At 73.3% G+C, this 6,282-nt stretch carries 4 protein-coding genes; 2 read left to right on the forward strand and 2 right to left on the reverse strand.

Annotated elements, in window-relative coordinates; all coding sequences use genetic code 11:
• Positions 1-54 precede the first annotated feature (54 nt).
• On the reverse strand, positions 55-3,288 hold the full coding sequence (locus tag K344_RS0115800) for an adenylate/guanylate cyclase domain-containing protein (protein WP_028081483.1): 3,234 nt from the start codon (positions 3,286-3,288) through the stop codon (positions 55-57).
• A gap of 73 nt (positions 3,289-3,361) precedes the next feature.
• Here K344_RS0115800 and K344_RS23165 point away from each other — a divergent pair, with 73 nt between their 5' ends.
• Positions 3,362-4,345 carry a ketopantoate reductase family protein gene (locus tag K344_RS23165; RefSeq protein ID WP_028081484.1) on the forward strand — a complete coding sequence of 328 codons (984 nt, stop codon included), beginning with the start codon at positions 3,362-3,364 and terminating at the stop codon, positions 4,343-4,345.
• 4 nt (positions 4,346-4,349) lie between these two features.
• Here K344_RS23165 and K344_RS0115810 read toward each other — a convergent pair whose 3' ends face one another.
• Positions 4,350-4,532 carry a PLDc N-terminal domain-containing protein gene (locus K344_RS0115810; protein ID WP_028081485.1) on the reverse strand — a complete coding sequence of 61 codons (183 nt, stop codon included), beginning with the start codon at positions 4,530-4,532 and terminating at the stop codon, positions 4,350-4,352.
• Between the two features lie 105 nt (positions 4,533-4,637).
• Here K344_RS0115810 and K344_RS0115815 point away from each other — a divergent pair, with 105 nt between their 5' ends.
• Positions 4,638-6,137, forward strand: a complete 1,500-nt coding sequence (locus K344_RS0115815; RefSeq protein WP_043114711.1) for a protein adenylyltransferase SelO — start codon at positions 4,638-4,640, stop codon at positions 6,135-6,137.
• Positions 6,138-6,282: the final 145 nt, after the last annotated feature.

Consider the following 6,282-nt stretch of genomic DNA (forward strand, 5'->3'; position numbering starts at 1 on the left):
CCGCACGACGGCCGCCGCGCCACCCGCACGGGGCACGCCGGCCGGGCCGCTCGCTCAGTGCAGCATGCCGGCGCCGGGCGCGCCGCAAAGCTTGGCGGCGTAGGCGTGCGCGCCGATCGCGGTGAACGCTTCGCGCGCCTGCGCATGCCCGCGCAGTGCGATCTCGCCGTCTCCGCTCCACTGCGCGCGGGCCAGCAGCAGCCAGGGGCGGAAGCCCTCGGCGCCGGTCAGGGCCAGCAATTCCTCGACGCGCGCCATCGCCGCCGCGGCCGCCGCACCGCGCGCCGGCCTTGCCGGCAGACGCAGCCAGACCAGCGTGGCGAGAATCTCCCAGAGCCGCGAACCGGAGCGCCGCGCGCTGTCGCGCGCGGCGTCGGCGATGCGCTCGGCCTCCTCGACGTGGCCGGCCTCCTCCTCGACCAGCGCCAGCGTCGCCAGCAGATTGGCCTCGTAGAGATGCGCCGGGCCGCCGGGCGCGACCATCGGCAGCACCTCGCGCAAGGCGTCGAGCGCCTCGTCGTAGCGACCGTTGAGGCCGAGCGCGAGACCCAGCGCGCGCAGCGCGACCGCGCGCAGGAAGGCGCTGCCGGTGTCCTCGGCGCGCTGCACGGCGGATTCGGCGGCGGCGAGCGCCGGGGCGTAGTCGCCGCTGAACAGCGCCAGATCGACGAGAAAGGTGTACATCCAGCTGGCCGGCGCGCCGTGCTCCCGCGCGGCGACCCGCATCGCGTCGCGCAGATGGCGCTCTCCTTCCTCGAGCCGGCCCATGCAGCCGAGCATGAGGCCGTAGTAGGCGCGCGACATGTGGTTCTCGGCATCGACCGCCCGCGTGCGCCAGTCGCCGCCGGCGGCGTCGAGCCAGTCGAGCACCTCGCGCAGGCGGCCGGCGGCATTGAACGACATCAGATACGACAGCCGGAAACGGTTGACGACCTGCAGCGCGCCGCCGTCGAGCGCGCGCGTCAGGGCCTGCTCGTGCAGGTTCGCCGCGACATCGACCTCGCCGCGCGACAGGTGAAGGCTGCCGTAGGACATCAGCAGCTCGACGTGCGCCGCCACGTCATCGGCCGGCGCCAGCAGCCGCGCCTCGGCGTATGCGCGTTCCACTTCCTCGTCGCCGACCGGCGTGAATTGCGCGAGCCGGATCAGCATCGCGCGCGCCTGCGCCGCGGCCAGCGCGAGCGGCGGCGCCGTGCCGGCGCGCTGCAGATCGGCAATCGCCGCGCGGCACTGGTCGGCGGCGGCGAGGAAGTTGCGCATCACCGCCCAGCGCGCCGCCACCAGGCCCCAGAGGCCGGCCTGGGCGTGATCGCCGGCGCCGCGCCAGTGGTGCGCGACGCGCAGCGCCAGCTCGCGCGGCGTGGCCTGCGTGCCGTGATGCCCGGCGAGCCGCTGCGCCAGCGCCGCGTGCACGGCGCGGCGACGCGATTCGAGCTGGCCGCCGTAGGCGACTTCCTGCAGCAGCGGATGCGCGAAGCGCCAGCCCGAGCCTTCGCGCGCGACGAGGCCGGCGGTTTCCAGCGCCGCGAGCCGCGCGTCGATCTCGGCCGCCGCCAGGCCGCTGCCGGCTTCGAGCAGCTCGCCGTCGAACTGCTGGCCGATCACGGCGGCGACCTGCAGCAGCTGGCGCGGCGCGTCCGGCAGGCGGTCGATACGCGCCGCGAGCAGGGCCTGCACACTGTCGGGCAGCGGCCATTCGTCGATCGCGCGCGCCAGCCGCCAGGCGCGCGGCGCGCCGGCGAGCCAGCCGCCGTCGGCGAGCGCCAGCACCGCCTCCTCGACGAAGTACGGATGCCCGGCGGCGCGTCGCACCAGCTGCGCCGCGACCGGCTCCAGCGCGGCATCGGCGCCGAGCAGCGTGCGCGCCAGATCGAGCAGGTGCGCGTCGTCGAGCGGCCGCAGGCGCAGGATCTGCGCGTGCGCGCCGCGCAGCGCCTCGCCCGCGTATTCCGGACGATGATTCAGCAGCAGCAGGCAAGGCGCGCGCGCCGCCATGCCGGCGAGGCGCGCGACGAAAGCCTCGCTAGCCGGATCGAGGAAATGCAGGTCCTCGACCAGCAGCACCGCCGGCCCCTGGCAGAGATAGGCGGCGAGCCGGTCGAGCTGCTGCGCCTGCGCGTCGCCCGGCGCTTCGGCGGCCGGCGGCGCGCCGCTCTCGGCGATGCCGAGGAATTCGAACAGCTGCGGCAGCATCGCCACCGCCTCGCGCTGCTGCAGCATCACCGCGCCGGCGATCCATTGCCGCGCGGCGGCGTCGTTCGCCTCCGCCGGCACGCCGAGGCGGCTGCGCAGCAGCTCGCGCACCGGCAGCAACGGCACGCGGCGGCCGTAAGGCACGCCACTGCAGCGATGCACGGCGATGCCTTCGCGCGCGCACAGCGCGACGAACTCGTGGCAGAGCCGCGATTTGCCGAGCCCCGCCTCGCCGACCACGCTGAGCACGCCGCCCTGCCCCTGCTGCAGCCGCTGCAGGGCGTCCTGCAGGCGCTGCAGTTCGGCGTCGCGGCCGAGGAAAGGCGAGCCGCTGCGCGCCAGGCTGCGCTGCAGGCGCTCGCGCTGCGTGCCGGCGCCTTCGAGCTCGAAGAGTTCCTGTTGGTCGTCGAAGCCGGCCAGGCGTGCGCGGCCGAGCGCACGCAGGCGAAAGTAGCCGTCGAGCTGCTGCGCGCAGGATTGCGAGACGTAGACGCGGCCCGGCTCGCAGAGATTCTCGAGCCGCGCCGCGAGGCTGACCGTGGCGCCCTGCGCGGTGTAGTCGCGGCGCAGATCGTCGCCGATGCGGCCGACCACGACCTCGCCGCTGTTGAGGCCGACGCGCATCGACAGGTTGAGCCCGTGGCGCAGGCGCAGCTCGTCGGCGTAGGCGCGCACCGACCGCTGCATCGCCAGCGCGGCGAGCGCGGCGCAGCGCGCGTGATCCTCCAGCGCGAGCGGCGCGCCGAACAAGGCCATGATGCCGTCGCCGGTGTACTGGTTGATGGTGCCGTCGTGGCCGTGCACGGCGGCGCCGAGCAGGCCGAAAAAGCGGTCGAGCACTTCGTGCCAGAGCTCCGCCCCGGCCTCGGCGGCGAGCCGCGTCGAGCCCTTGATGTCGGCGAACAGCACGGTCACGCGCTTGCGCTCGCCGCTGATCGCCGAGGCGGCGCGCAGTGCGCCCTCGCGCAGGTGGCGCGGCGTGTAGTCGCCGTCCACGGCGCGCGGCGCGGCGCCGGCATCGAGGCGCTGTCCGCACTGGTTGCAGAAGCGCGCCTCCGGCGGATTGCCCGCCTGGCAGGCCATGCAGACCGTCATCTCCTCGCGCTCCCCCGTTGTCGCGACGCATCGCGCATGCAAGGGTAGCGCAGCACAGGAGGAGGAGCACGACATGATCCGCATCATCGGCGCCGGCGCGGTCGGCACCACGCTGGCGGCGCTGGCCGTCGCCGCCGGCCGCGAACCGGTGAGCCTGCAGGTGCGCGCCAGGGATCGCGCCGCCTTCGCGGCGATCGACACGCTGCGCGTCGAACGGCGGCGTGGCGCGCTCGTGGTGCCGCGGCCGGCGCTGCGCGAGGACCGCGATCTCGATGGCGTCGACTACCTTCTCGTCGCCGTCAAGCATGCGCAGCTCGACGCCGCGATCGACGCGCTGCCCGCGCCGCCGCCCTCGTGCACGGTCGTCTCCGCGCTCAACGGCCTGTCGGCGCTGCGCCGCCTGCGCGAGCGCCTGCCGCAGACGCGCGTGGTGCCGATGACGGTGATGTTCAACGCGCAGCGGCTCGGTCCGCTGCATACCGAGCTGACGACGAGCGCGCAGCTCGTGATCGGCAGCGACGACCGCCGCCTGCGGCGCGCCTTCGCCGCGCCCGGCGTGCGCGTGCGCAGCGGCCATGGCGAGGCGGCGGCCTGGGGCAAGCTGCTGATCAATCTCGCCAACGCGATCTGCGCGCTGACGCACGCGACCTTCCGCGATCTGCTCACGCAGCGCGCGCTGCGCGACGTCTATGTCGCCGTGCTCGACGAGGCGGTCGGCATTCTCGACGCGACGCGCACTCCCTATGACTTGCCGCTGCCGCTGCCCTATCGCCTCTATCGCGCGATGCTGGCCGGCAACACCCAGCTGCCCTGGCACTTCGCGCGTCTGCGCAACGGCCTCGGCGACGGCGCCTATCCCTCGATGGTCGCCGACGTCGAACAGGGCCGGCCGACCGAGGCCGACACGCTCAACGGCGAGATCGCGCGCCTGGCGCAGGCGCATGGCCTGAGGGCGCCGCTGAACGCGGCGCTCGTCGCGCGCGTGCAGGCGATGCACGGACGCAAACCGCCGCCCTACGTCGCCGCGCAGACGCTGCGCGAACAGCTGTGCGGATGAGGCGCTAGCGTCCGCGCGGACCGACCAGCAGCCAGATGATGAAGCCGAGCACCGGCAGGAACAGGATCAGCAGGATCCACAGCACCTTCTTGCCGGTCGACAGGCTGCTCTGCACGACGCTGACGATCGCCCAGATGTCGGCGACCAGAACGAGAAAGCCCCACAGCCCCATATTGTCGAAGCGCATGCCGGTTCCCTCCGCTACGGTGTGGCGCTGTTATAGCAGATCGCCGACGCCGTTCAGCGCGACGACGCCCGGCGTCCGCTACAGTGGCGCTCCATCGCCTCGACCATGCCCGACGTGCCGCTGCCGCTCACCGAACTCGCTTTCGACAATCGTCTCGCCGCGCTCGGCGGCGGCTATGCCGCGCAGGTCAGGCCGGCGCCGCTGAGCAGGCCGCGGCTGCTGCACGCGAACGCGGACGTCGCCGCGCTGCTCGATCTCGACCCGGCGGCATTCGCGACCGCGACGTTCACCGAGGTCTTCGCCGGCAACGCCCTGCTGCCGGGCATGGCGCCGATCGCCACGCTGTACGCCGGTCATCAGTTCGGCACCTACGTGCCGCAACTCGGCGACGGCCGCGCGATCCTGCTCGGACAGGTGCGCAACGCGCGCGGCGAGTCCTGGGATCTGCAACTCAAGGGCGCCGGGCAGACGCCGTTCTCGCGCTTCGCCGACGGCCGCGCCGTGCTGCGTTCCAGCGTGCGCGAATACCTCGCCGGCGAGGCCCTGCACCATCTCGGCATCCCGACGACACGCGCCCTGAGCCTCGTCGCCGGCGACGATCCGGTACGCCGCGAAACGATCGAGCGTGCCGCCGTCATCTGCCGCGTGGCGCCCTCGCACATCCGCTTCGGCCACTTCGAGGTTTTCTACTACCGCGACCAGCATCAGCGTCTGGCGCCGCTCGCCGATCACGTCATCGACGAGCACTTCCCGCATCTGCGCGGCGCCGCCGACCGCCATGCGCGCTGGCTCGGCGAGGTCATCGAGCGCACGGCGCGGCTGATGGCGCAGTGGCAGAGCGTCGGCTTCTGTCACGGCGTGATGAACACCGACAACATGTCGATCCTCGGCCTGACGCTCGACTACGGCCCCTACGGCTTCATCGACGCCTTCGACGCGCACCACATCTGCAATCACAGCGACGACGGCGGACGCTACGCCTACGACCGCCAGCCGGGCATCGGCTTGTGGAACTGCTCGCGCCTGCTGCAGGCCACGCTGCCGCTGCTGCACGAGGACGAGAACGAGGCGGTGAAGATCGCCGAGCATCTGCTCGAACGCTACGGCCCGGCCTACAGCGAGCGCGTGACGGCGCTGTGGCGCGCCAAGATCGGCCTGCGCGAAGCGCGCGAGGGCGACGCCGAGCTGATCAATCGCTTCCTGACGCTGCTGCACCGGGGCCGCGCGGATTTCACGCGCAGTTTCCGCCTGCTCGCGCAGGTCGCGTCGGCCGACGGCGGCGACGCGCGCGCGCTGCGCGACCGCCTGCTCGCCGTCGAGGCCCTCGATGCCTGGCTGCCCGACTATCGCGCGCGGCTGCGCGCCGAAGGCAGCGACGACGATGCCGCGCGCGCGGCGCGCATGAATGCGGTCAATCCGAAATACGTGCTGCGCAACCATCTGGCGCAACGCGCGATCGAGGACGCCGAACGCGGCAGCGCCGGGCAAATCGAGCGCCTGCTGACGATCCTGCGCCGGCCATACGACGAGCAGCCGGAGCACGAAGCCTACGCGGACGAACCGCCGCCCGAAGCCCGGCATATCGAAGTCAGCTGCTCGTCCTGAGCCGCGGCCGCGTACCGTCCGGCGCCGTCGGAGAGACCCACCTCCCCATTCCCCTCCCCCCGCGAGCGGGCGGAGGGGAATCGGCCGCGCCGCGCCTCGAGCCCTCTCCGCCCCGGGGCGGAGAGGGTTGGGTGAGGTGGGGAGC

It is taken from the genome of Solimonas soli DSM 21787 (genome assembly GCF_000474945.1).
GTDB lineage: Bacteria > Pseudomonadota > Gammaproteobacteria > Nevskiales > Nevskiaceae > Solimonas > Solimonas soli.